Here is a 23,302-nt window from a genome sequence, read left to right as displayed (position 1 = left end):
ATTCCCGGCCTATGGCCGTCAATCTCGCTCCGCCCCGCGCGGAAGACCTCCTCTCCATCGCCGGCCTGCACCTGGGCGTGGCCGAAGCCGGCATTCGCAAGAAGGACCGCCGGGATCTCCTCGTGGTCGGAATCGCCGAGGGCAGCCGCGTGGCGGGCGTCTTCACGCAGAACCGCTATTGCGCCGCCCCGGTGACGGTCTGCCGGGAGCACCTCTCCGACGGACGGGGCATCCGCGCGCTCGTCGTGAACACGGGCGTCGCCAATGCGGGAACCGGCGCCGCCGGGCTCGCGAACGCGCGCGCGACCTGTGCCGCCGTTGCCAAGGCGCTGGGCGTGGAAATGAAATCCGTGCTGCCGTTCTCCACCGGCGTGATCATGGAGCACCTCCCGGTCGATCGCCTCGTCGCCGGCCTTCCCGCGGCCGTCGCGGACTTGCGCTCCGACGGGTGGGCGGACGCCGCCGCCGCCATCATGACCACCGACACGGTGCCCAAGGCAGTGTCTCGGCAGGTCGTGATCGACGGCTTCACGATCACGGTCACCGGCATCGCCAAGGGCGCGGGCATGATCCAGCCCGACATGGCGACGATGCTGGGCTTCATCGCGACGGATGCGGCCGTGCAGCACGACACGCTCCGGGACATGGTGCGTTTCGTGGCCGACCGGTCGTTCAACGTTGTCACCGTCGATGGCGACACCTCGACCAACGATTCCTTCGTGCTCGTGGCGACCGGCAAGGCGGGAAACCCCAGGATCACCGGGGAGGGCACCGCGGAGTTCACGCGCCTGGCCGAATGCGTGCTCGACGTGGCGCAGATCCTCTCGCAGGCCATCGTGCGGGACGGCGAGGGCGCCACCAAGTTCATGACCATCGTCGTCGAAGGCGGCGCCACGCGTGCGGAATGCGTCCGGATCGGGAAGTCGATCGCGCATTCGCCGCTGGTGAAGACAGCCTTCTTCGCCTCCGACCCCAATCTGGGCCGCATCCTGTGCGCCGTGGGCAACGGCGGCATCGCGGATCTCGATCCCTCGAAGGTGACGCTGCACCTGGGTGACGTGCTGGTCGCGGAGAAGGGCGGGCGGGCGCAGGAGTACACCGAAGAGCAGGGCAAGGCGGTGATGGCGCCGGCCGAGATCACCGTCCGCGTCGGGCTCGGGCGGGGAGTCGAGAGCGCCACGGTGTGGACGTGCGATTTTTCGTACGACTACGTGAAGATCAATGCGGACTACCGCAGCTAGCCTTCCGGTGGAGAATCCGATGACCGGCACCGTAACCCCGCAGCTCGAGACCTACTACGCGAAGCGGGCGCGGGAATACGAGCGCATCTACGACAAGTCCGAGCGCCAGGACGAACTCGCCTGGCTGCGGGAGCGGCTGCCGAAGCTTTTCGAAGGGCGCCGCGTCCTCGAGATCGCCTGCGGAACCGGCTACTGGACGCAGTTCATCGCGAGAAAGGCCGTCCACGTGACCGCCTGCGACATCAACGAACCCGTTCTCGAGATCGCGCGCGAGAAGCCCGTTCCCCGCGCAAGCGTGCGCTTCGTGAAGGCCGACGCCTTTGCGCCGGGCGATGCCTGCGAGGGTTGCGATGCGGCCTTCGCGGGGTTCTGGTGGTCGCACGTGCGCAAGTCCGACCTGGCCCGCTGGCTCGCGAGCATGGCGAAGGCGCTTCCTTCGGGCGCCCTCGTGGCCATGCTCGACAACCGCTATGTCGAAGGCAGCTCCACGCCCGTTTCCCGCCGCGACGCGGAGGGTAACACCTACCAGGTGCGGCCGCTCCTTTCCGGCGAGACGCACGAGGTATTGAAGAATTTCCCGACCGCCTCCGAACTCGCGGACGCCGTGCGCCCCTTCGCCGCGCAAGCGCACCTGGAGGAAACGCAGTACTACTGGCTCCTCGTCTTCCGCCTCAAATGACCGACTCCCTCGACCGCTTCCTCGACCGCGCCGGCACGTTGCTCGATCGCCTCGAGGCGCTGCTTCCCGCGGGCGCGCAGCCGATCGACTGGTCCGCCGGCACGGCGTTCCGCTGGCGCAAGCGAAACGGCCGGGGCTTCCTGGACCCGGTTCGCCACCCGCACGCCATTGCCTTCGCGGACCTCAAGGACATCGACGAACAGAAAAAGCGCGTTCGCGAGAACACCGCCCAGTTCGTCGGCGGGCGGCCGGCCAACAACGTGCTCCTCACCGGGGCCCGCGGCACGGGCAAGAGTTCGCTGGTGAAGGCGGCGCTCAACGAATTCGCGAGGAAGGGACTGCGCCTGATCGAAGTGGACAAGGCGGACCTGGTGGACCTTCCCGACATCGTGGACCAGGTGGCCGACCGGCGCGAGCGCTTCATCGTGTTCTGCGACGACCTCTCCTTCGAGGCCTCCGATCCCGGCTACAAATCGCTCAAGGTGGCGCTCGACGGAACGATCGCCGGGTCGGCCGAAAACCTGCTCATCTACGCGACCTCGAACCGGCGCCACCTCATGCCCGAGTTCATGGGGGAGAACCTCGAGGCGAAGCACCTCGGGGGGGAGATCCACCCGGGCGAGACCACCGAGGAGAAGATCTCGCTCTCTGAGCGCTTCGGGCTGTGGCTCTCCTTCTACCCGTTCGACCAGGACCAGTACCTCGACATCGCCGAGCACTGGGTCGGGGCACTCGGCGGGAAGTCTGGTGCGGGAATGAAGCCCGCCGCGCTCCTGTGGGCGCTGGAACGCGGATCGCGCAGCGGTCGCGTGGCCTGGCAGTTCGCGCGGGACTACGTGGGTCGCGGCGCCGGCGCGCGCGGACGCAAGTGACGAAGATCACGGAGGTTGCCGCCGCCGTTATCGAACGGCCCGACGGCACCTTCCTCCTCGCCTGCCGCCCCGAGGGCAAGCCCTATCCCGGTTACTGGGAATTTCCCGGCGGCAAGATCGAGCCGGGCGAGGATCCGCGCGCGGCGCTGGACCGCGAGTTGAAGGAGGAACTGGGCATCGACGTGCGCGAGGCCACGCCGTGGATCACGCGCGTGTATGCCTACACGCATGCGACCGTGCGGCTGCATTTTTTCCGGGTGACCGCGTGGGTGGGCGAGCCGCAGCCGCTCGAGGACCAGGCGATCGCCTGGCAGCGGGTGGAGGCGCCCGAAGTGACCCCGATGCTGCCCGCCAATGCGCCGGTGCTCTGCGCGCTGGCGTTGCCTGCGGTGATGGTGGTGTCCAATGCCGCCGAGACCGGCTTCGACGCCTGGTCGCTCAAGCTGTCCGCACAGGTGATCGGCGAAAGGCTCCTCGTGCAAGTCCGCGAGAAGGAGCTGGAGCCGCAGCGCGTGCAGTTTCTTCTCTCACGGGCGCTCACGCGAGGCACGCCCTTCGGCGCGATCGTCGTGGTGAACAGCGATTGCGGCGCCTGGCCGCAGGCCGATGGCATGCACCTCACCTCGAGCGCCTTGATGGCGGCCCTGCAGCGGCCCGCTGGGCGCGTCGTGGGCGCGTCATGCCACGATGCCCTGGAACTCGCGCACGCCGCCAAGCTGGGTCTCGACTACGCGGTGGTCGGCCCGGTCAAGGACACGGCATCGCATCCCGGAGCGACCACGCTGGGCTGGGCGGGCTTCGCCGCGCTCGTCCACGACTGCCCGCTTCCCGCTTACGCGATCGGCGGCCTCACGCGGGCCGACCTGGCCGAGGCGAAACGGCACGGCGCGCACGGCGTGGCGCTCAGAGGCGCCGCGTTCGACTGAAGAGGAACTCTCCCCTTTCCTATTGCAGCAGGGTCGACACGTCGAGGCGTGCGGCGAGTTCGCGCGCGTCGGCGCCCGGCAAGAAGGGGAGGCGGCCGATCAGGGGTGCCGGCAGCCTTTCCGCCAGGGCAACGATGTTCTCGTCCGCCCCCTTCATGTCCGGGTCGATCGCGTTGGCGATCCAGCCGGCGAACGGAAGCCTCGTGCGCTCGATCGATCCGGCGGTGAGCAGGGCATGGTTGAGGCAACCCAGCCGCAGGCCCACGACGAGGACGACGGGAAGGCCCAGACCGCTCGCGAGGTTCCGGGTGTCGAGCGAAGGTCCCAGGGGGACGAGAAATCCGCCCACCCCTTCCACCACGGTGAAATCGGCTTGCGCTGCGAGGCGGCGGTGGGCCTCCACCAGCAGGGCGAGGTCGATGGTCCGGCCCTCGCGGGCGGCGGCGATGTGCGGCGCGATGGGCTCGCGAAGCAGGATCGGCGTGATCGCATCAAGCGTGGGCGCATCGGTCCCGGCCGCGTCGGCGAGCGCGAGCGTGTCTTCGTTGGCCCACACGCCGTTGCGCAACACCGCGCCGGCCGCCACGGGCTTCATCGGCGCAACGCGCAGGCCGCGCGATCGCAAGGCGTGCACGAGGGCGCACGCCGCCAGCGTCTTCCCGACGCCGGTGTCCGTACCCGTCACGAAAATGCCGCGGGTCATCGCCGCGCCTTCGTCGCGAAGTCGATCACCTGCCGGCCGTCCGCCAGGTGCCTGGGCGGGACCTTCCACGCGTGGCCGTAGATCACCTCCCAGGTCGCCGGCAGCAACCCGTCGCGGCGGAAGCGCTCGTAGGCTTCGGTCATGCGGCGCCAGCGCTCGCGCCCCGGCAACCCGCGGGAGCGCGAGGGCAGGGAGTTCACCGCGCCGATCGCCTTCAGGTCTCGAGCGACCGCGAGGGCGGCGTCGTACTCGAGGGTGATGGTCTCCATTTCCATCACCGGATCGGCGAAACCGGCGTGCACGAGCGCATCACCCAGGTCGTGCATGTCGATGAAGCGGTTCACGTGCGGCGCGCCGTCGGCCTCGGCAAAGGCTGAACGCAGTTCCCTGAGGGTGTCCGGCCCGAACGTCGAGAAGATCATCAGCCCCCCGGCCGACAGGCAGCGCGCGGCTTCCGCGAAAACGCGAGAGGGCTCGCACCATTGCAGCGCGAGGTTGGAGAAGACAAGATCGACGGACGCGTTGGCAAGCGGCAGGCTCTCCGCATCCGCGCACACCAGCGCAGCGTGTTGCGAACCGAGCATGCGCTGCCACCACGGGGACCGGTTCCGCGCGCGGGCGAGCATGGAAGGCGCGATATCGAGGCCGACCAGCGCGGCGGCCGGGAAGCGCTTCGCCAGCGCGTCGAACGCATGGCCCGTGCCGCAGCCGAGATCGACTGCGCGGCGAGGGGCGAGGCGGATGGGGTCCAGGTGCTCGAGCAGGCGCGCGCACACCTCGCGTTGCAGCACCGCGGCCTCGTCGTAGGTTCGCGCAGCCCGCTCGAAAGCCCGGCGCACGTCCCGCTTCACCGGGAGCATCGCCTCATCCATGCAGGGTCTCCAGCGCTTTCGCCACCGTGCCGGCATGGCTGGCAAAGGGCAGGTGCGCGGCATCCGCGATTTCCACGAAGCGGGCATGGGGAATCGCGCCGGCGAGCCAGCGCCCCGCGCCCACCGGCGCGAGCGCATCGCGGCCGCCGTGGATCACCAGGGCGGGCCGGTCGATGGCGCCGACCTCCTCGCGAAGGTCGGTGTCGCGAAGGACGCCCAGTCCCGCGGCCAGCGTTTCGACGGATGGCGCGCCGCGTTCGAGTAGCAGCGCGGCGAGTTCCCGCATGCGCTCGCGCGCGTGCGGGCCGCCGAGGGCACTGAGGTTCACGAAACTCCGGATGGTCCTCGCGGGTTCGGCGCGCAGGCCTTCCGCGAAGGCTTCCAGCGTCTCGCGGGCCATGGCATGCGGCCAGCCTTCGCGCTGCGCGAAGCAGGGCGTGGTGCTCACGAGGGCCAGGGTCCTTGCGCGCGAAGGATGGCGTGTGGCGAGCCGCAGGGCCACCAGCCCGCCCAGGGACCAGCCGCAGACGATCGCTGCCTCGGGTGTCGAATCCGCCACGGCATCGACGACGGCGTCGAGGCCGGCCAAGGGGACGCCCCGCGAATGACCGTGGCCCGGCAGATCCACGAGGTGAAGGCGAAACGATCCGGCGAGACTCGAAGCCAGCGCGTCCCACACGCCGCCATGCAGCCCCCACCCGTGCAGCATGACGAGGTCGGGCCCGCTGCCGAGGCGTTCAACGTGCAGCGCCATGCGCGAGCACCTTGCCCAGCGCCGCGGCCAGTGCAACGACCTGCTCCCGCGTGTGTGCCGCCGAGAGCGATACGCGAAGCCGCGCCGTGCCTTCCGGCACCGTCGGCGGCCGGATCGCGGGGACGAGCTGGCCGAGCTCGCGCAGGTTTGCGGAGAGCTCGACCGCGCGCACTGAGCGGCCGACGATGACCGGCTGGATTGCGGTCGATGAATTCGTGGCGATGCCCTGGGCATCGCACGCGCGGCGGAAGTCGTCGATGCGGTCGGCCAGCGCCGTCACGATTCCCGGATCGTCCCCGATGACGGCCAGGGCCGTCGTCGCAACGGCGGCGGCGGCGGGCGGCAGCGCCGTCGAGAACAGGTAGGTCCGTGCCCGCTGAATCAGCCATTCGACAACGGTCTCCTCGCCCGACACGAAGGCCCCGTAGCCGCCCAGGGCCTTGCCGAGAGTGGCCATGTAAACGATGCGCGGCGAGGCCAGTCCGAAGTGCGCGAGCGCGCCGCGTCCGCCCCCCAGCACGCCGATGCCATGCGCGTCGTCGAGGACAAGCCAGGCATCGTGGCGCTCGGCCAGCGAAAGCAGGGCGGGAAGCGGCGCGATGTCGCCATCCATGCTGAAAACGGTATCCGTCGCGATCACGCGGATCGCGGCCTTCGATTGCGCGAGCATCGCCCCGAGCGTCTCGAGGTCGCCATGCGGATAGCGATGCAAGGCGGCGCGCGAAAGGAGGGCTCCGTCATTGAGGCACGCGTGGTTCAGCCGGTCGGCGAAGATCGCGGAGGTGCGATCCGCGAGCGCGGTGAGGATGCCGAGGTTGGCGGCGTAACCGCTGGGGAAGAGGAGGGCGCGCGGCAGGCGGGTGAAGCGTGCGAAGGCCGCCTCGGCCTCCTCGTGAAGACGCGAGTGTCCGATGACGATGGGTGAGGCGCCAGCGCCAAACCCGAACGCGTCGATCGACCGATGCGCCGCCTCGCGAATGCGCGGATGGTTGGCGAGGCCGAGATAATCGTTGGAGGCGAAGTTGGCGAGCTTCCTTCCGCCTTCGGTCACGATCGGACCCTGCGGCGAATCGAGCACGCGCCGGACGCGCAGGAGCCCGTCGTGGCCGAGATCATCCAGCGCCTGCTCGAGGGCAGGGAGTCCCGCGGCGTTCACTCCCGCCTCAACCGGCCATGAGGCCGAGCGCATCGAAAAGCGCGTCGTCCCGCGCGACGTCCGGATTCCCGGTCGTGAGGAGCTTCTCGCCGTAGAAGATCGAGTTGGCCCCGGCGAGAAAACAGAGTGCCTGCACCGCCTCGTGCATCTGCGTGCGGCCGGCCGAGAGCCTGACGAAACTCTTCGGCATGAGGATGCGCGCCGCGGCGACAGTGCGGACGAATTCAGTCCACGGCAGCGCTTCGGTTCCCGCGAGCGGCGTGCCTTCCACCTGCACGAGCTGGTTGATCGGCACCGATTCGGGCGGCGGGTCCAGGCTGGCCAGTTGCGCGAGGAGGCCGGCGCGCGAATCGCGCGATTCGCCCATGCCGACGATGCCGCCGCAGCACACATGCATGCCCGCGTTGCGCACGCGATCCAGCGTATCCAGCCGGTCCTGGTAATCGCGCGTCGTGATCACCTCCCCGTAGAATTCGGGCGCGGTGTCGAGGTTGTGGTTGTAGTAGTCGAGGCCCGCCTCGCGAAGCTGCTCCGCCTGCCCCTCTTTCAGCATGCCGAGGGTGCAGCAGGTTTCGAGGCCGAGCTTCTTCACCTCGCGCACCATGTCGAGCACCGGCTCGAGATCGCGGGCCTTCGGTCCGCGCCACGCCGCGCCCATGCAGAAGCGGGTGGCCCCGTTCGCTTTCGCTGCCCTCGCGGTGCTCACGACTTCCTGCAGCGCAAGCATCGCCTCGCTCTCCACGCCCGTCGCGTACCGGGCCGATTGCGGGCAATAGCCGCAGTCCTCGGGGCAGCCGCCGGTCTTGATGGACAGGAGCGTGGAGCGCTGGATGCGGTTGGGATCGAAATTTTCCCGGTGCACTGTCTGCGCTTTGTAGAGCAGATCGTTGAAGGGAAGGTCGAGGAGGGCCCGCGCTTCGTCACGCAGGGAACGGGTCCGGGGGTTCGTCGGGGGGGCGAGTTGCACGATCTGGTCCAAGGGAGGTCGGCCGTGGTTGGTAAGTTGCTGATGATTATAGAGAATATCCGGTCTGTCAAACGGCTCATCGACGGGTTCCGCACAGCCGCCCAAATAACAGGCACCCAAGGCCTGCTCGGACCGCTGTGGCCGTCGGATTGCGTGCTCTGCCTCGAGCCTGCCGGGCGGGCTTTGGTATGCAATAATTGTGAGCGCTTGCTAGCGAGATCGGAAGGAATCTGTCTGCGCTGCGCAATTCCCCTGCTCCATGACGGGTGGTGCGGAGAGTGCCTCCGGAACCCGCCCGCCTTCGACGACGTGGTGACCGCCTTCGACTATCGATTCCCGATCGACCGCCTCGTTCGCCGGTTCAAGTTCTCGTCCGACCTGGCGACGGGTGCTTACCTGGGCGATGCTTTGGCAAGGGCCGTGGAAAAGGCCCCGAGGCCGGACCTGATCCTGGCTTCGCCTGCGTCGTCGGCGCGGTTGCGGGAGCGCGGATTCAATCCGGCGCTGCTGCTGGCCCGCCGGGTCGGGGCAAATCTCGGCATTCCCGTGGAGTCGCGGGTGCTCGCAAAGATCCGTCACACGGCGCCACAGTCGGGACTGGACAGGACGGCCAGGAGGCGCAACTTGCACGGAGCCTTCGCCGTTCGGCGCCGGCTGGACGGGATGACGGTCGCGGTCGTGGACGATGTGATGACGACCGGCACCACCTTGTCCGCGCTGGCGGGTGTCCTCAAGGCGGCCGGTGCGGTTCGTTTCTCCGGATGGGTCGTGGCGCGCACGCCCGAGCCGCCGATCGGGAGGTAAGGCCATGGTCGATGTCGTTCTCGTTCATCCCGAAATCCCCCCGAACGCCGGCAACGTGATCCGGCTGTGCGCAAACACCGGCACGCCGCTGCACCTCGTGAAGCCCCTGGGCTTTTCGATGGACGACCGGCAGTTGAAGCGCGCGGGGCTCGACTACCGCGAGATGGCGAACGTCACGGTGCACCCCGACTGGGGCGCGTGCCTTGCAGCGCTGGGTCCGAGGCGGCTGCTCGCGTTCACGACCCGGGGAGGCAAGCGTATGGATAACCTCTCGTTCCAGCAGGACGACGTTCTTGTCTTCGGACCGGAGACGAGCGGGCTGTCCGCCGATGTCCTGGCCTCCTTTTCCGCCGATTGCCGCGTCCGGATTCCGATGGTGGAGGGAAACCGAAGCCTCAATCTGTCCAACGCCGTCGCCGTTGCCGTCTTCGAGTCCTGGCGCCAGCTGGGATATTCCGCGGGGACGTAGGAATAGCGAAGCGGTTCACAACATCGGCCCCGTCCGGCGGCGTTTCATTACGGCTGAAATGCAAAACCTCGATAAACCCCATGCAAAACATGAGGTTGTGTGAGGCTTTGCACAGAGTTCCGGCTCTCGGAAGCGTCCAATGGGTCCCATGGAAGAGGGCATCGCCGGCTAGACAAGACCCGGTGAAGCGAGAAAGAAGCCCTCCAATCCGGTGGATCAACCTACGACGAACGGAGCAATGAAATGAAAGCGAATCTGAACCTCAGGACCCTGGTAGCGGCGGCGGTGGTGGCGAGCAGCGCGATGGTTGGTACCGCATACGCGGCTTCCGGCACAAACACGGCCGCCGTCGGCCCCCGGACCGTGGCCGCCCCGGTCAACTTCGCGATCACGATCCCCGCGTTCCTGTACTTCCAGGTAGGCAACGTGGGTTCGACGAACACGATGACCTTTGCGGTGCCCGCTGCGAACGTGGGCAACGCAACCGCCGTGGCACCTACCGGCGGCACTGCGCCGGCTGCTGGAGGCCCCGGGGTGAACGTCGTGGTGCGCGGCAACAACGGTCAGGTGGTGATCTCGACCGCCGTGGCGAGCGCGCTGGGCCTGGGTACCGGCACCGCGACCGACGGCTACATCAACTACAACCAGATCACGACCACGTCGAGCGACGCGGCCAACCTTCCCGCCCCGGTCCTCGCGAACGCGGCGATCCCGAACGTGAACGCCGCACTCGGTGGCGGCGCCGCCGGTGCCGGCAAGGTGACCAACCGCGCAGCCACGTGGACGTACTCCTACCTCAACGCCACGACGCCGTCGGCCGGCTCGTACACGGGCGTCGCCACGTACACCGCCACGATGCCGTAAGCCTGAAACGCGAACCGCAGCGACAAGGGGCGCGATTTTCGCGCCCCTTTGCATGTGAGAATAGGCGGATGGACCGGTTCCCGATTCTCCTTCTCTCGAGCGGCGCTCTTGCCATCGCAGGCGGCGCGCTCGCGGAACAGCCGGCCACGGATACCACGGCGCCATACGCTGTCGATGCGCGCCTCAATTTCCGCATCGTTTACCCGGCCTTCCTGCGTTTCCGCGTCGGGACGGCAGGTGCCACCATCAACACGCTCACGTTCGCCGTGCCGGTCGCAAATGTGGGCGACAGCACCGCGATTGCCGCGACCGGAGGAGACACGGGCGGGGGATCCGCCCTCAACGTCGAGGTTGCGGGCAACAATGGTCAGGTGACGATCACCGCCACGAACTCGAGTGGTGGCCTGGGCATCGGCACAGGCAGGGCCGCCGACGGTCGCATCAGCTACGACCAGATCGCCACGACGACCAGCGATCCGCAACTGCCCGCGCCGCTGCTCACCAACGCCGGGGGCACGACCTCTCAACCGGCGCTGAGCTCCTCGCTGGTCACCAAGCGAGCCGCGGTGTGGAGCTTCGCCTACCTCAACCAGATCCTTCCCAGTGCGGGGTCGTATGGAGGGTCTGCCGCCCGCGGCGGGCGAGTGACCTACACCGCGGCCATGCCATGAGCCGAATGCGTCTGGTTGTCGCGACGAGCGCGGCCGCCCTCACTTTGGCGGTGCTTCCCGCCACTGCCATCACTGTCGTGATCGGCGACGCGGCGCCCCAGATCGCGCTCCGCGTCGGGGCCACGGGAAACAGGATCAGCCAGGTTTCCTTCAACGTGGTCGCAGCCTCGGCCGGCACGGGCGCACCCGTTTCCGGAACCACGAACGCGGCGGCCGGGAGCGCGCAGGCCCCCAACTTCGGAGTGGCATGCCCGGCCAACAATGTGATGCTCTGGGCCCGGGCGCGCTCGACGGCGGCCGCACCCCGAACAGCGTCGCTCACGGTGAACTCGTCGGGCGGTGTGGCGTCGGGTGCAAACATGATTCCGTTCACCGACTTCAGCTGGATCACGAGCGGGGGACGGAACTCGCCTCCGGCGCCTTCACGGGCTCGACTTCCCAGCCATTGCTGTCCGTTTCGACGTCGAGCGAGATCCGCGTCTGCCTCCTGTTCCAGTTCGCCAACGCGACGATCTATCCCCCGGGCACTTACTCGGGGCAGCTCACGTACTCGCTGCAGATGCCATGAGGCGAATGGCCCTCGTGTTGTTCATGCTGCTGGCGGGAACCGCGCTGGGTGCTCCCGTTCGCCTGGACGACTCCGCTTCGCCGAAGGCCCGGGTCGAAGTGAAGCCGCGCTGGCAGTTCGAGCAGGGCGATCTCGACAACCCCGAACGACTCAACGCGATGGTCGCGGAGGTGGCCGGCCTCGAAGTGCGGCTGAACACGTCGCGGTTCGTGAGCAGGACGGGGCGCATCTATCTCGTGGTCCCGGTTTCGGTTCCCGGCCTGCGGGGCGCCACGGGAATGCGGATCGAGTGGCGCGCCCGCGGCCCGCTGATGGCCGGAAGCGCCCTTCCGGGCACGCGCTCGCTCGTTTACGATGGCGTCATCGCGCAGCCGATGATCGCCGACGTCCTCGACCTGAAGGTCTACCTTGATGCCCGCTATGTCGACCGCGGCTTGCGCTTCGAGCCCTATTTCGAGATCGAACTTGCTCCGTAGCCTCCTTGCCGCATTCGTGGCTGTGCTCGCGCTGACGCAGCCCGCGTTCGCCCAGTTCGCGGCATTCGTGCAGCCCGCGCGCTTCGAACTCAAGGCGAAGGCCGGCGAGAAGGTAGCCGAGGTTCTCGAGATCGGCAACGACGACCAGCAGACGGCGGACTTCCGGCTGCGCACCGCGGATTGGACGCTCAGGCCGGATGGCGGCGTCGACTTCCGTACCGACACACTGGCCCCGGACAGCTGCCGCCCGTGGGTGAAGCTTGAGCGCTACACGCTGCGCGTCGCGGCCAAGGGCAAGCGGCGCTACCGATTCGAAGTGGACGTGCCGGCCGACGCGCGCGACGGACTTTGCCGCTTCGCAGTCATCATCGAACCGGCCGCGGACGCGGCCGTCGTCGCGCCACTGGGAGACATCAAGATGCCGATCCAGGGCCGCTTGGGCGTCATCGTCTACGTGCGCGTCGGGGAGGCCAAGCCCCGGATTACCTTCGTGCGATTCGAGGTGGCGGATGCCGGCGGGCGGCTCACGCCGATTGCGTATTTCCGCAATGAGGGCAACGCGCACGGCCGGCCGGAGGGTTTCATTTCCGGCACCGACGCGGCCGGCAAGGCCTTCGACTTCACGGTGGCCCCGCTGCCGATACTTCCGGGCGAAACGCGGGGATTGCCGATCTGGCCCCAGGACGATGCGGACGGCAAGCCCGCGAAACCCGTGCTCCCGCTCAGGCTGAAGGGCGTGATCGAATGGGAGGGAGGGCGCGAGTCCGTCGATGCCGTTCTCGCGAAGTAGCGTCTAGGGGCTGATCCGGCTCAGCCCGATCTCGATCCTCGTGTCGGTCCGGACGTCGACGGCCACCTCGCGCGGCGCTTCATCCTCGAGGCCCCAGGGAAGGGGAATGCGCTCGATCACGGTGCGTATGCGATGGCGCCCCGCGGGAACGAGCGGGAAGGAGAAACGGCCATCGGCGTCGGTGTTCGCCGTGTGCCTGTCGTCGAGAATCACAATGACATTGGGGGCTCCGCGTTCGGTCGCCTGCCGCGTCCCGTCGTTGTTCTCGTCGAAGAAGACGCTGCCCACGATCGTCCCGGAGGCAGAACGCCCCGTTTCGCCGGCGCGGGGATACGGCACCCCCGCGGATCCCTCGTAGCGAACGGTGAGCATGACGGAATTCTCGAGCAGGAAGGGAGAAAGCGGATTGTCCGCCCCGGGCTGGATGCGGTTGCGGTACCACGTCAGGTGCAGGGACAGATCCGAGGTCGGAAGCCACTCGAGTCCCACCGCCGTGTTGTAGTTCCGGTCGCTGCCGAGCGTATCGTCGGAGTCGACGTAGGTGATCGTGGCATCCACCCGCAATCCGTTGGCGATGTCGCCGCGGGCGGCAAGGCTCGCCGTCTTGCGGCGAACGCGCCGGTCCTGCTGCTGGTCATCGGAATAGCCCACGAGGGTATTCAGGGACAGGGGGCCGACGCGCGGCCAATCCTGGTTCCAGTTGACCGCGCCGGATCGCTCGAGCGGAAAACCCTCCGGGCGGGTCCTCGTCGAATTCCAGTCCAGCCGGGTCTGGCCCGCGACGTTGTTGTTCGTGATCGACGCGTTGCCCTGCATGACCAGGCGCTCGATGATCCCCGCGACGCGCGGACGCTCGTCCCGCAGGGCCAATCCTGCGCTGAGTTGCGTCGTACGATCCAGGCGCAGCGTCACGTTTCCGAACCCGCCGATGTTTTCAGTGCCACCCTTGGCCGGGTCGCGCCGGAGGTTGTTCTCGACGAACTCCACGCCGCCGCCAAAATAGTCGCCTGCCAGGCGATAGTCGCCGCGCCAATACGCGCCTTGCGAGTCGCGTGCGGTGGTGGACTCGCCGTACAGAAAATCCGGATCGACGTGGAATGCGCCGAATCGCTGGGTGAGCCGCCCCGACTTCAGGTTGGCGTCCACCCATCCCGCTCCCTGGCCGTTGTCCGATGCTGCAAGCTGTGCCTTGACGTAGGCGCCGCCAGGTCCCAGATCACGCACCAGGGCGAGCGAGGCGGAGGTGTGGTCCGGGATCGTCGCGCTGTCGCGTATGGCGATCGCCGCTGCGCCCGCCATCCAGTCGGCATCCAGGCGCTGCAGGGCGCTCGCGCTCGCGAGGCTGCCCGAGGTCCGTTCGAAGTGCTGGATGCCGAACCCGGAATACCGGCCCAGCTGTCCGACCGCGACCCGGTAGTCGCTCGCAGCGCCGGTGACGTTGGTCGTCACGCCCTGCAGGAGCGAGGGTGCAAGCGTGATGCGGTAGGACGTCGACAGCCATGTCGGGAGGACGGGACGGATCACTCCGAGGGCGCTCGAGGCGAAGTAGTCCGTGGTGAGTGCGAAATTATCGTGAAACAGGGTGAAATCGGATTGCGAACTCTTGCCGGTGAGGCCCGTCGTGACGGATGTGTCGAAGTAGGATGCCTGGCCCACGAGCGTGAAGTCTCCATGCAGCTCGGTTTCATGCTCATATCGCAGGCCGATGGCACCCGCATTGCTCCTTCCCGCTGCATTCACTTCGCGGTGCTCGCCGCGTGCCTCGATCGCCCAGTTCCTGAGGCCCGGGGATTCGTCTCCTCGCCTCGGTGTCGCAGCCCCGAGTTCATCGGGGTCCGGACTGGCACCGTCGATCAGGCGATCCACATAGGGGGGCAAGGTGGCGCGAGCCGGTACTTGCGCCCGAGCCTCGGCGGGAAGCGGCGCAACCCCGTTGGCCGGTGCCGCGGGTGACGAAACCAATGGCGTGGAAGCGCTCGATGGGCCGGCAGCATGGCGCGGCCGGGCTCCTTCAACCGGGGCATCGCCGTTCGCGACGAGCCCATCGGGCAGCCGGATCCGCGCACCGACTGTCAGCGGCGACGCTTCGCCGAGCGGAAAGGCATTCGGATTGAGCAACTCGATTTCCCGCGCGAGTCGGCGCGTGCCGGCTCTGTCCGCAGCGAAATGGCGGCAGATCCGGTACAGCTGGTCGCCCTCCTGCACCAGCCAGTATCCCGTTTCACGGGCTTCGGCGATCCGGGCCGCGACGTCGGGAACCACCATCGGCGATATCGACTGCGCAAGACAGGGCAGCGCGATCGCGAGGCCAAGCGTCACGGCGCGGCGAAGGAACTTCCCCGGGCGGCATGCGGCCAATCCTCACTCCGCCTTCGGATCGCGCGACAGCAGGCGTTCGACCGCGCTGGCTGGGGCTTCGCCCTCGAAAAGCACGGCGCACACCGCGGCGGCGATCGGCATTTCCACACCATGCGACTGCGAGAGGCGCAGCGCGGCCTGCGCGGACTGAACCCCTTCGGCCACATGCCCCAGCTCCGTCAGGATCGCGTCCAGCCCCTGCCCGCGCGCCAGCCGAAGGCCCACGTCGCGGTTGCGCGAGAGGTCGCCGGTGCAGGTGAGCACGAGGTCCCCGAGCCCGGTGAGGCCCATGAAGGTGTCCGGCATGCCCCCCATCGCGACGCCCAGGCGCACGATTTCCGCGAGCCCGCGCGTGATGAGCGCCGCGCGCGCATTGCGGCCCAGCCCGAGTCCGTCGGAAATGCCGGCGGCGATGGCGATCACGTTCTTGAGCGCGCCGCCCAGTTCGACGCCGACCAGGTCGGTGCTCGAGTAGATCCTGAGACGGGCGCTGTTGAGCGCCGCCGCGGTCCCGGCCGAGAAGTCCCCGTCCGCGGAAGCGATCGTGAGCGCGGCCGGTTGTCCCCGCGCCACTTCGAGCGCAAAGCTCGGCCCCGAAAGTGCGCCTACGCGCAGCGCGCCGGGCATGACCTGCGCGAGCACCTGATGCGGCAGCAGTCCCGATCCGGACTCGAACCCTTTGCAGGCCCACAGGAGGTCGGGCTCGGCACGAATGCCGGCGATCGCCGCCGCGGTATCGCGCAGTCCCGTGGTCGCCGTGGCGACGATCGCGAGATCGCAGGACGAAACGGCCGCCGCGAGATCCCGCTCGACGCGAATCGCCTCGGGAAAGGCAACGTCTGGAAGGTAGGGGCTGGCACGTCGTCGCAAGAGTTCCGCACGGGCTTCTGGCCGCCGCGCCCACAGCCTCGTTTCATGCGCCGCGCAAAGCGATACTGCCAGCGCCGATCCCCAAGCGCCCGCCCCGAGGATCGCGATCCTCATCGGCGGCCTAGAGTCCCCAGAGGTGCGCGACTCGCGCGTATCCCTGCTGCCCGTCGCGGTGGCGCACCTTCACCCAGCCGTCGGCCGGGGGTTCCAGCAGCTCGAGCAGGACCTGCTTGTGGGCCTCGAAGATGATCGGTGAATTGGCGTTGGGGGCGGCGCGCACGTCGGCGACCGGCACGTTGACGAGCACGTTGCGGCGATCGCCCATGAACTTGTTCTCGACCCACGCCACCTCGCCGCCCGAGTCGCGCACCTTCGTCCACTGGTCGAGCTTCACCAGCACTTCGAAGGGATGGCCGCGGCTCGCGACGAAGATCCGGTCCGCCTTCTGCGAGGGCGCGTCGTAGAGCACGGCAGCGCGATCGCCGATGGACCGGAACTCCACGGCCAGCGCGGGAAACGCCAGAAAGCCCGCGAGGAATGCTGCCGCGAGACGCATCGAGCGTTCAGTGCGCCGTCTGGATGATCGGGCTGGCCGCCTGCTGCCCCGCCTGCGCTTCCTTCTGCGCCTGGAAGAGCGCCTCGAAGTTGACCGGCGAGAGCACCACGGGCGGGAAGCCCGCGCGCGTGACCACGTCGGAGATCACCTCGCGCACGTACGGGTAGAGGATGTTCGGGCATGCGATGCCGAGCACCGGCTCCATGTCGGCTTCCGGGATGTTGCGGATCACGAAGATGCCGGCCTGGCCCACCTCGGCGAGGAAGAGGGTCTTGTCCTTCGCCTTGGCGGTGACCGTCACGGTGAGCACCGTCTGGAAGACGCCCTCGTCGACCGGCTTGGACTCGTGGTGAAGCTGGATGTCCACCTGCGGCGTCTCGCGCTCGAGGAACACCTGGGGGGCGTTGGGGATCTCGAGCGAGATGTCCTTCACGTACAGCTTCTCGATCGAAAAGACGGGTTGGTTCTCGGCGTCGCTCATGGTGCTTCCTTCGGTTGGGTGTTGGGTTGGCCCGCGGCCGTCAGGCGGCGAGCAGGGAGTCGAGTCCGCCCGCGCGGTCCAGCGCAGCGAGATCGTCATAGCCGCCGACATGGCGCTCTCCGATGTAGATCTGGGGCACGGTGCGACGGCCGGTTCGCTGCATCATTTCCTCCCGCTGCGCGGGATCGAGATCGACACGGACCTTCTCGATGTCCGCTGCGCCCTTCGCGCGCAGCAGCTTCTCGGCCATGACGCAATACGGGCATACGCCGGTCGAGTACATGAGGATCTTCGCCATGGTCCTAGCGTTCCACCGGAAGGCTCGCCTGCTCCCAGGCCGGGACCCCCCCCTTGAGGTTGAAGACCTGCGTGAATCCCGCATTCCTGAGCGTCCGGCAGGCGGAGCCTGACCGCGAGCCGCTGCGGCACGTGACGATCACGGGCTTTTCCTTGAACTTGGCGAGCTCGCCCACGCGGGCGCCGAGCTCGCCGAGCGGAATGTGACGCGCCCGTGGCAGGTGGCCGGAGGCGAACTCCGCGGTTTCACGCACGTCGAGCACGAGCGCGCCCGGCTGGTTCATGAGACGGGTCGCCTCCAGCGTGCCGACGGAGTTGGCGCCGCCCGCGAAGCGGGATACCTCGGGCCAGATGAGAAGCGCGCCGCTCGTGAGGAACAGGGCGACGAGCGCAAGGTTGTTCAGCAGGTATTCGCCCATGGGGGAAGGCGGGCCTTTCGCGAAAAGGGGTGATTTTAGCAGCCGGACGCCCCCTCGGGCGAAACGCTTAGCGCGCGAAGGCCTGCAACGCCCACAGCAGCGCCATGCCCGCCGCGATGGGAGCCAGGGTGCCCTGGAACCGGGCTGCCACCGCGAAGGCCGCGATTCCGGCCAGCCACCTCGGGTTGTCCAGGGAGAGGTCGAACACGCCCTGGGGCATGGCAAGCCCCGGCATCACGATCGCCGCGAGTACGGCCGCTGGCACGAATGCCAGGGCGACCCGGAATTCGTGCGGGAACTTCTTCGGATCGGCGAAGACGATGAACGATGTTCGCAGGAGCAGCGTCACGAGGCCCGCCCCGATGATGACGACCCAGGTGCTCATCGACGCCGCGCCCTCTCGAACGCCACGCCTGCCGCGACGCCGGCCAGGGAAGCGGCGACGAGAGCGAGCTTGTAGGGAAGCCCCGCGGCCAGGAGGGCGACTGCTCCCGCCACCGTGGCCGCGGCGATGTCGGCCCGGGTCCTGAGCGCCGGGACGAGCAGCCCGAGAAAAGTGAGGGTCACCACGAAATCGAGGGACCAGGTCGCAGGCACCTGGGCCCCGGCAAGCGCGCCGGCCGCGACGCAGGCCTGCCACACGATGTAGAGCGTCAGGGCTACGCCGAGCATGTAGTAGTGCCGGTGCGCGCGGCTCCCGCTCTCTCCGAGCCGCTTCACTCCCAGCGCGAAGCTCTGGTCGGTCATGAGGTAGGCAAGCAGGAGGCGCCAGCCGGCCGGAAGGTGGCTCAGGTGCGGCGAGAGCGCGGCGCTGTACATGAGGTGCCGCAGGCTCACGACGGCGACAGCCGCGAGCGTGACGATCACGGGCGACTGCGCGGCCACGAGCTGCGCCACGACAAGTTGCGCAATACCGGAAAACACCGTGAACGAGAGGGCGACGCCCTCGATCGGAGTCATTCCCGCGCCGACCGCCGCGACGCCGGCAACGAAGCCGAAGGGCATCGTACCCAGCAGCGCTGGCGCGATATCCCGCGCGCCGGCGACGAACTCGCGGCGGGCATCGGGCGGAAGGGAGGGAAAGGGCACGGCAACTGCACGAATGGGGAATCGGGAGTGTAACGGAGGGCGCGGAACGCGGGCGAGCGTTTGCTACCATAGGGATGCGTTCCCACACGACCCGATACCCATGAAAAAGCTCGTCCTCATCCGCCACGGCGAAAGCATCTGGAACAAGGAAAACCGTTTCACCGGCTGGACCGACGTGGACCTCTCCCCGCAGGGCGTGGAAGAGGCCCGCGCCGCCGGGCGCCTCCTTTGCGCGGAGGGTTACGACTTCGACGTCACAGTGACCTCCGTGCTCAAGCGTGCCATCCGCACGCTCAACCTGGCGCTCGAGGAGATGGACCGCCTCTGGCTTCCGGTGGAGAAGGACTGGCGGTTGAACGAGCGCCATTACGGGGCCCTGCAAGGGCTCAACAAGGCCGAGACTGCCGGCAAGTTCGGCGACGAGCAGGTGCTGGCGTGGCGCCGCAGCTACGACACGCCTCCGCCCGGGCTTCCCGACGGCGATGAACGCGATGCGGCGCGCGACCGCCGCTATGCGGGCCTGGGCGCGAAGGTGCCGCGCACCGAATGCCTCAAGGACACCGTCGAGCGCATGCTTCCTTGCTGGCACGAGCGCATCGCGCCGCGAGTGGTGGCAGGCGAGCGCGTCCTGGTCGCCGCGCACGGCAACAGCCTTCGCGCCCTGGTGAAGTTCCTCGACGGCGTTTCGGATGCCGAAATCGTCGGGCTCAACATTCCCACGGCCGTGCCGCTGGTCTACGAGCTGGACGATTCCCTCAAGCCCATCCGCCACTATTACCTCGGCGATGCGCAGGCGGTCGCGAAGGCGGCGGCCGCGGTCGCAAGCCAGGGCAAGGCCCGGTAGGGAATGCGAACGCGGCGTCTCGCGGCCGCCTTCGTCACCACGCTCGCGTTCGCGGCCGGCTTCGCGTTCGCAGGGACCGCGTCCCGACAGAAGGCAGCGCCGGCGGCGGCCTCCGAAGAGGATCTACAGCAGCTTCGCGGGCGCATCGAGAAGCTGGAAAAGGAGATCTCCCAGGCCGAGGAATCGCGCGGCGAGGCGGCCGACGCGCTCAAGACCTCGGAAAGGGCCGTGAGCGAGGCCAACCGGGCGCTTTTCGACCTCACGAACGCCAACCAGGCGCTGACGTCGCAGCTGGCCGAGCTCGGCGAGCGAAGCGCACGCGTCCGCAGCGAGATCGCCGGCCAGCAGGCGCTCGCCGAAAGGCTGCTGCGCCTGCAGTACGAGCACGGGGGGCAGGACCGCCTGCGGCTCATTCTCGAAGGGCGCGACCTCGCGACCCTCACGCGCCACCTGGTCTACTTCGGCTACGTGCAGCAAGCGCGTGCGCAGTCGCTGGCCTCCCTCAAGCGAGGCGCCGAGGAAGTGGCTGCGCTCGAAGTCCAGGCGCTGGAGAAACGCGAGGCCATCGGGGAAAACCAGGCGGCGCAGGCTCGCGAATCGCAGCGGCTGGAAAAGGAGCGTTCGGCGCGAGCGGCAACCTTGAGACGGGTCGCGGGGCAGGTCGAGAAAGGCAAACGCGAAATCGGCCGGCTCAAGCGCGACGAGGAGCGGCTGACACGGCTGGTGCAGGAGATCGCGCACGCACTCGCGGCGAACGAAGCGAAGAAGGCGCGCGAAGCCAAGGCAGGGAAGGATCGCGAAGCCGGAAAGCCCGCCGCGGAGCGCCGGCGCGGCACGCCCGTTGACCAGGTGGCCGACGCTTCGCTCTCGTCCCGGGCGTTCCCGACCCTCAAGGGACGGCTGAAACTTCCGGTGCAGGGGGAACTCATGAGCCGCTATGGCAGTCCACGGGAAGAGGGTGGCGTCACGTGGCGCGGGCTCTTCATCCGGGCCGCGGTGGGTGAGATCGTTCATGCCGTGGCCGATGGACGCGTGGTTTACGCGGATTGGCTGCGAGGCTTCGGAAACCTCCTGATTCTCGACCACGGCGCGGGCTACATGAGCCTTTACGGCTACAACGAGGGGCTGCTTCGCCAGGTCGGCGATGGCGTGAGGAGCGGCGACCCCGTGGCGCAGGTCGGCGCCTCGGGGGGAGGCGAGGAATCGGGTTTATACTTCGAGTTGAGGCACGACGGGAAACCGTTCGATCCTCTGCGCTGGGTGGCGCGTTAGGGCATCCCGGAGGGGTGCCGCGTGAAACCCGGCTGCGGCATTGTCCTGATCATCGGCTGAGGTAGCGAACATGAGCAGCAGACTCAAGCAGGTCGGATTGGTGGTTCTCGGCGCCGCACTCGGCATCGCCGCCAGCCTGCATTTCTCCGCGGTCGCCGATCGCCAGGCGTCCTCGGCGCAGTTGCCCGTGGACGACCTCAGGCTTTTCTCCGAAGTCTTCGGGCGCATCAAGAACGACTATGTCGAGCCCGTCGAGGACAAGAAACTGCTCAAGGAAGCGATCAACGGGATGCTGACGGGGCTCGACCCGCACTCCGCCTTCCTCGACCAGGATGCCTACAAGGATCTGCAGGTCGGTACCCAGGGCGAATTCGGCGGCCTCGGCATCGAGGTGGGCAGCGAGGACGGCTTCGTGAAGGTCGTCGCCCCCATCGAGGACACGCCTGCGCATCGCGCGGGCGTGCAGGCGGGCGACCTCATCGTCAAGATCGACGGCGTGAGTCTCAAGGGAATGAGCCTGAACGACGCCGTGAAGAAGATGCGCGGCAAGCCCAACACCGAGGTCACGCTCTCCATCATGCGCAAGAGCGAGCCCGCTCCTTTCGACATCAAGCTCAAGCGGGACGTGATCCGCGTGAAGAGCGTGAAGGCGCGGATGATCGAGCCGGGCTACGGCATGGTGCGCATCACGCAGTTCCAGGAGCACACCGGCGAGAACCTCGTGACGGCCCTGAACGACCTCTACAAGCAGTCGAACGGCGACATGAAGGGGATCGTGATCGACCTGCGCATGAATCCGGGCGGGCTGCTCAACTCGGCGGTCGCCGTATCCGCTGCGTTCCTGCCGAAGAACGCGCTGGTGGTCTATACCGACGGGCGCACCGAGGATGCCAAGATGCGTCTCACCGCCAGCCGGGAGAACTACGTGCGCGGGGCGTTCCGTGAGGACTACCTCTCGAAGCTCCCGCCCGCCGTCAAGACCGTGCCGCTCGTCGTGCTCGTGAACGGCGCCTCGGCGTCCGCTTCCGAAATCGTCGCTGGCGCGCTTCAGGACCACCATCGTGCCACCCTCGTCGGCACCCAGACCTTCGGCAAGGGCTCAGTGCAGACGATCCTGCCGCTGCCCAACAACCAGGCCGTGAAACTCACCACGGCACGCTATTACACGCCCAATGGCAGGTCCATCCAGGCCAAGGGCATCGCGCCCGACATCGTGGTCGAGGATGCCGCAACGGACTCCCGCGTCTTCATGCGCGAAGCCGACCTGCAGCATCACCTGACGGGAGACGGCGAGAAGGAAAAGGCGGATTCCGCGAAGTCCGCGGAACAGCCTGCTGCCGCGAAGCCGGCCGCCGCGAAACCGGTGCCCGATGCCAAGCCCGAGCCGGGGGCGAAAGCGGGAACCGGTGCGAAACCCGCCGTGGACGCCGCAAAGAAGGAAGACCTCCAGCTCGCCGCCGCGCTCAAGTACCTCAAGGGCCTGCCGATCACCGCCGCGGCCGTGAAGTAGGCCCGGACACCGGAGGGCGCGCCGTGGACGACCGCCAGCGGTTGCGCTACAGCCGCCACCTCCTGCTCGACGGGTTCGGCGAAGAATCCCAGGAACGCCTGCTCGCCTCGCGGGCGCTGGTCGTCGGCGCCGGGGGTCTGGGTTCCGGCGCGCTCCTGTACCTCGCCTCGAGCGGGGTGGGGCGGATCACCGTGGCGGACGGTGACGTGGTGGACCTCACCAACCTGCAGCGCCAGATCGTGCATCGCGTCGATGCCGTTGGCATGAACAAGGCGGTGTCCGCGACGGGCACGCTTGCGACGATCAATCCGGACATCGCCTTGGTGGCCCTGCCCGAACGCCTCGCGCCCGATCGCCTGCTTGCCCTGGCGCGCGAGTCCGACGTGGTTCTCGATTGCTCCGACAATTTCGCCACGCGCCACGCCATCAACGAAGCGTGCGTCCGGGCGCGGGTGCCGCTGGTCTCGGGTGCCGGAATCCGTTTCGACGGGCAGGTCGCCGTCTTCGACAACCGGCAGGCCGATTCGGCCTGCTATCACTGCCTCTTTCCCGCGGCCACGTCGGGAGAGGAAGAGCGCTGCGCCACGATGGGCGTGTTCGCGCCCCTGGTCGGCGTGATCGGCACGATGCAGGCGATGGAGTCGATCAAGCTCCTGGCGGGCGTGGGCGAAACGCTTGCGGGCCGGCTCCTGCTGTTCGATGCGCGCGCCACGCGCTGGCACGAAGTGCGCCTTTCCCGTGATCCCCGTTGCGCCGTCTGCGGCGAGCCGCGCGCGGCAGCCGCCTAGGAGAAT

28 protein-coding genes are annotated in these 23,302 nt (G+C 68.2%); 15 read left to right on the top strand and 13 right to left on the bottom strand.

Annotated features, from left to right (window positions below; translation table 11 throughout):
• Positions 1-11: 11 nt before the first annotated feature.
• Genes argJ through IPP91_15090 form a run of 4 tightly spaced genes read left to right on the top strand, consistent with a single transcriptional unit; the run spans position 12 to position 3,718 of the window.
• Positions 12-1,241, top strand: coding sequence for a bifunctional glutamate N-acetyltransferase/amino-acid acetyltransferase ArgJ (argJ, locus tag IPP91_15105; GenBank protein MBL0143394.1), 1,230 nt, complete (start codon positions 12-14; stop codon positions 1,239-1,241).
• A gap of 19 nt (positions 1,242-1,260) precedes the next feature.
• Positions 1,261-1,920, top strand: a complete 660-nt coding sequence (locus IPP91_15100) for a class I SAM-dependent methyltransferase (protein ID MBL0143393.1) — start codon at positions 1,261-1,263, stop codon at positions 1,918-1,920.
• Positions 1,917-2,792, top strand: coding sequence for an ATP-binding protein (locus IPP91_15095; protein ID MBL0143392.1), 876 nt, complete (start codon positions 1,917-1,919; stop codon positions 2,790-2,792). Before IPP91_15100 ends, IPP91_15095 begins: the two co-directional genes overlap by 4 nt.
• The gene (locus tag IPP91_15090) at positions 2,789-3,718 is read left to right on the top strand and encodes a Nudix family hydrolase (GenBank protein MBL0143391.1); all 930 of its coding nucleotides are present in this window, start codon (positions 2,789-2,791) and stop codon (positions 3,716-3,718) included. The genes IPP91_15095 and IPP91_15090 overlap by 4 nt, the downstream gene beginning before the upstream one ends.
• A 19-nt stretch (positions 3,719-3,737) precedes the next feature.
• On the opposite strand, the gene bioD is transcribed toward IPP91_15090, so the two are convergent.
• The 5 genes from bioD to bioB are packed head-to-tail and all read right to left on the bottom strand — an operon-like array spanning position 3,738 to position 8,182.
• A complete protein-coding gene (gene bioD / locus IPP91_15085) occupies positions 3,738-4,421 on the bottom strand; it encodes a dethiobiotin synthase (protein MBL0143390.1) in 684 nt (227 codons plus the stop codon).
• Complete coding sequence (gene bioC, locus IPP91_15080; GenBank protein MBL0143389.1) at positions 4,418-5,293, bottom strand: malonyl-ACP O-methyltransferase BioC; 876 nt, start codon at positions 5,291-5,293, stop codon at positions 4,418-4,420. The genes bioD and bioC overlap by 4 nt, the downstream gene beginning before the upstream one ends.
• Entirely contained in the window at positions 5,286-6,047 is a 762-nt protein-coding gene (gene bioH / locus IPP91_15075; GenBank protein ID MBL0143388.1) for a pimeloyl-ACP methyl ester esterase BioH, read from the bottom strand. Before bioH ends, bioC begins: the two co-directional genes overlap by 8 nt.
• On the bottom strand, positions 6,031-7,236 hold the full coding sequence (gene bioF, locus IPP91_15070) for an 8-amino-7-oxononanoate synthase (protein MBL0143387.1): 1,206 nt from the start codon (positions 7,234-7,236) through the stop codon (positions 6,031-6,033). Before bioF ends, bioH begins: the two co-directional genes overlap by 17 nt.
• Entirely contained in the window at positions 7,211-8,182 is a 972-nt protein-coding gene (gene bioB, locus IPP91_15065; protein ID MBL0143386.1) for a biotin synthase BioB, read from the bottom strand. Before bioB ends, bioF begins: the two co-directional genes overlap by 26 nt.
• 300 nt (positions 8,183-8,482) lie before the next feature.
• Between bioB and IPP91_15060 the strand changes: the two genes are divergently transcribed.
• From IPP91_15060 to IPP91_15030, 7 genes are all read left to right on the top strand, one after another.
• Positions 8,483-8,974: a ComF family protein gene (locus IPP91_15060; protein ID MBL0143385.1), complete on the top strand. Its 492-nt coding sequence runs from the start codon at positions 8,483-8,485 to the stop codon at positions 8,972-8,974.
• Positions 8,975-8,978: 4 nt separating this feature from the next.
• Positions 8,979-9,443, top strand: a complete 465-nt coding sequence (locus IPP91_15055) for a tRNA (cytidine(34)-2'-O)-methyltransferase (GenBank protein ID MBL0143384.1) — start codon at positions 8,979-8,981, stop codon at positions 9,441-9,443.
• 243 nt (positions 9,444-9,686) lie between these two features.
• Complete coding sequence (locus IPP91_15050) at positions 9,687-10,307, top strand: hypothetical protein (GenBank protein ID MBL0143383.1); 621 nt, start codon at positions 9,687-9,689, stop codon at positions 10,305-10,307.
• A 68-nt stretch (positions 10,308-10,375) separates the two neighbouring features.
• Positions 10,376-10,978 carry a hypothetical protein gene (locus tag IPP91_15045; GenBank protein ID MBL0143382.1) on the top strand — a complete coding sequence of 201 codons (603 nt, stop codon included), beginning with the start codon at positions 10,376-10,378 and terminating at the stop codon, positions 10,976-10,978.
• Between the two features lie 247 nt (positions 10,979-11,225).
• Positions 11,226-11,546: a hypothetical protein gene (locus IPP91_15040; protein ID MBL0143381.1), complete on the top strand. Its 321-nt coding sequence runs from the start codon at positions 11,226-11,228 to the stop codon at positions 11,544-11,546.
• Positions 11,543-12,022 carry a hypothetical protein gene (locus IPP91_15035; GenBank protein MBL0143380.1) on the top strand — a complete coding sequence of 160 codons (480 nt, stop codon included), beginning with the start codon at positions 11,543-11,545 and terminating at the stop codon, positions 12,020-12,022. Before IPP91_15040 ends, IPP91_15035 begins: the two co-directional genes overlap by 4 nt.
• Positions 12,012-12,812 carry a hypothetical protein gene (locus IPP91_15030; GenBank protein ID MBL0143379.1) on the top strand — a complete coding sequence of 267 codons (801 nt, stop codon included), beginning with the start codon at positions 12,012-12,014 and terminating at the stop codon, positions 12,810-12,812. The genes IPP91_15035 and IPP91_15030 overlap by 11 nt, the downstream gene beginning before the upstream one ends.
• Positions 12,813-12,815: 3 nt before the next feature.
• Here IPP91_15030 and IPP91_15025 read toward each other — a convergent pair whose 3' ends face one another.
• The 8 genes from IPP91_15025 to IPP91_14990 form a co-directional block, all read right to left on the bottom strand.
• On the bottom strand, positions 12,816-15,131 hold the full coding sequence (locus IPP91_15025) for a hypothetical protein (GenBank protein MBL0143378.1): 2,316 nt from the start codon (positions 15,129-15,131) through the stop codon (positions 12,816-12,818).
• Positions 15,132-15,173: 42 nt separating this feature from the next.
• Positions 15,174-16,154 (bottom strand): NAD(P)-dependent glycerol-3-phosphate dehydrogenase, encoded by a 981-nt coding sequence (locus IPP91_15020; protein ID MBL0143377.1) that lies wholly within the window; start codon positions 16,152-16,154, stop codon positions 15,174-15,176.
• Positions 16,155-16,161: 7 nt separating this feature from the next.
• Positions 16,162-16,596 carry an SH3 domain-containing protein gene (locus tag IPP91_15015; GenBank protein MBL0143376.1) on the bottom strand — a complete coding sequence of 145 codons (435 nt, stop codon included), beginning with the start codon at positions 16,594-16,596 and terminating at the stop codon, positions 16,162-16,164.
• Between the two features lie 7 nt (positions 16,597-16,603).
• Positions 16,604-17,077 carry a protein-export chaperone SecB gene (gene secB / locus IPP91_15010; protein MBL0143375.1) on the bottom strand — a complete coding sequence of 158 codons (474 nt, stop codon included), beginning with the start codon at positions 17,075-17,077 and terminating at the stop codon, positions 16,604-16,606.
• Between the two features lie 40 nt (positions 17,078-17,117).
• Positions 17,118-17,375 (bottom strand): glutaredoxin 3, encoded by a 258-nt coding sequence (grxC, locus tag IPP91_15005; GenBank protein ID MBL0143374.1) that lies wholly within the window; start codon positions 17,373-17,375, stop codon positions 17,118-17,120.
• A gap of 4 nt (positions 17,376-17,379) precedes the next feature.
• Complete coding sequence (locus tag IPP91_15000) at positions 17,380-17,793, bottom strand: rhodanese-like domain-containing protein (protein ID MBL0143373.1); 414 nt, start codon at positions 17,791-17,793, stop codon at positions 17,380-17,382.
• A 67-nt stretch (positions 17,794-17,860) separates the two neighbouring features.
• Positions 17,861-18,178, bottom strand: a complete 318-nt coding sequence (locus IPP91_14995; GenBank protein ID MBL0143372.1) for an AzlD domain-containing protein — start codon at positions 18,176-18,178, stop codon at positions 17,861-17,863.
• Positions 18,175-18,882, bottom strand: coding sequence for an AzlC family ABC transporter permease (locus IPP91_14990; protein ID MBL0143371.1), 708 nt, complete (start codon positions 18,880-18,882; stop codon positions 18,175-18,177). Before IPP91_14990 ends, IPP91_14995 begins: the two co-directional genes overlap by 4 nt.
• 100 nt (positions 18,883-18,982) lie before the next feature.
• Between IPP91_14990 and gpmA the strand changes: the two genes are divergently transcribed.
• The 4 genes from gpmA to IPP91_14970 all read left to right on the top strand — a co-directional run bounded on the left by gpmA (position 18,983) and on the right by IPP91_14970 (position 23,296).
• Positions 18,983-19,726, top strand: coding sequence for a 2,3-diphosphoglycerate-dependent phosphoglycerate mutase (gpmA, locus tag IPP91_14985; GenBank protein ID MBL0143370.1), 744 nt, complete (start codon positions 18,983-18,985; stop codon positions 19,724-19,726).
• Positions 19,727-19,729: 3 nt separating this feature from the next.
• Entirely contained in the window at positions 19,730-20,998 is a 1,269-nt protein-coding gene (locus IPP91_14980; protein MBL0143369.1) for a peptidoglycan DD-metalloendopeptidase family protein, read from the top strand.
• A 70-nt stretch (positions 20,999-21,068) separates the two neighbouring features.
• Positions 21,069-22,508 carry a S41 family peptidase gene (locus IPP91_14975; GenBank protein MBL0143368.1) on the top strand — a complete coding sequence of 480 codons (1,440 nt, stop codon included), beginning with the start codon at positions 21,069-21,071 and terminating at the stop codon, positions 22,506-22,508.
• Between the two features lie 23 nt (positions 22,509-22,531).
• Positions 22,532-23,296 carry a HesA/MoeB/ThiF family protein gene (locus IPP91_14970; GenBank protein MBL0143367.1) on the top strand — a complete coding sequence of 255 codons (765 nt, stop codon included), beginning with the start codon at positions 22,532-22,534 and terminating at the stop codon, positions 23,294-23,296.
• Positions 23,297-23,302: the final 6 nt, after the last annotated feature.

The sequence above is a fragment of the Betaproteobacteria bacterium genome, from assembly GCA_016720855.1.
Taxonomy (GTDB): domain Bacteria; phylum Pseudomonadota; class Gammaproteobacteria; order Burkholderiales; family Usitatibacteraceae; genus FEB-7.
The sequence above is the reverse complement of the archived record's forward strand: the minus strand, read 5'-3'. Positions and strand labels throughout refer to the sequence as shown.